This window comes from Streptomyces griseorubiginosus, assembly GCF_001514195.1.
Lineage (GTDB): Bacteria > Actinomycetota > Actinomycetes > Streptomycetales > Streptomycetaceae > Streptomyces > Streptomyces griseorubiginosus.
Window position 1 is genome coordinate 126,721 of sequence record NZ_KQ948748.1, and the last position, 1,090, is coordinate 127,810.

Here is a 1,090-nt window from a genome sequence, read left to right on the forward strand (position 1 = left end):
TCGGGCAGTACGTATCCGCCGGGGTCGGGCAGTACGTATCCGTCGGGTGCTCCTTATGGCTATTCGGCTGCCACACCGAGCGTGTGGGGTGCTCCGTCCGGTACCGCTTCGTCCGCAGCAACGCCGCCGGCGCCGGACGACTGGGACGAGGGTTCTCCGCCGACGTCAGGGAACGCGGACGGTCTGACGGGGGATGCTCCGTCCAGTGCCGTTCCGTCCGCAGGAACGCCGGCGGCGCCGGGCGAGCCGAAACACTGGGGCTACGGTTCCCCGCCGACGTCGGTGAACTCGGACGGTCTGACGGGGGAGCCTGCGCCGGTGGCTGAAGGTCCCGGTCCGGTGGTGCATCCGGGAGGAGAGGTGCGGGTTCGTCTGGATCCGTCGGCTCCGTCGGATCCTGATGTGAGGGTCAAGGCCGACGACGTGAGGGTCATGGCGGACGGGTCCTCGGACTCCGATGTGAGGGTCAGGACGGACGGGACGTCGGGCACGACGTTGTACAAGGGTTCGGTGCGAGAGAGATCGACCGGACTGCCTGGGTTCTAGGCGGTCACGAAACCACAGCCGCGAGGGGGATGGGAGCGCGTAGGGCATGGCCGACGACAGCAGCGGGACGGGTGACTCCGGTTCCGGGGTGGACGGCGGGAGCAGCGGTTCGGGTAGTGGCACGCCTTCCGAGACCGGTGACTACAGCCAGCTGGACTGGAAAGACGTCATGCGCTACGTCACCGGCTCCGATCCGGACAAACCCGAGGTGGACGGTTCGCAGACTTCTGATCCGCAGACTATCCAGGATGCCGCGGACGTTTTCTATTTCACGCAGATAGTGCTCCAGAGGACGGCTGAGAATCTCGGTCAGCAGGTGGAGGCGCTGACGGGGCCGGACGGGCCCTGGCAGGGCGGGGCGGCTCAAGCCCTGAGCGGTGCCATGAAGACGTTGGCGAAGCAGACGCAGGACATGGCTGACACGCTGTGCGACAGCACCGGCGACTACAACATTCCGCAGCAACTGGCGGACAACGCGGCGCACTTGCAAGGGGCAATCGACAAGCTCAACGACATCGACTACTGGTACGCGCAGCAGGCCCTG

At 66.6% G+C, this 1,090-nt stretch carries 1 pseudogene; it reads left to right on the forward strand.

The window, feature by feature from the left end:
• Window positions 1-592: 592 nt before the first annotated feature.
• Window positions 593-1,090, forward strand: a pseudogene (locus AQJ54_RS40410) (WXG100 family type VII secretion target); the annotation flags it as partial.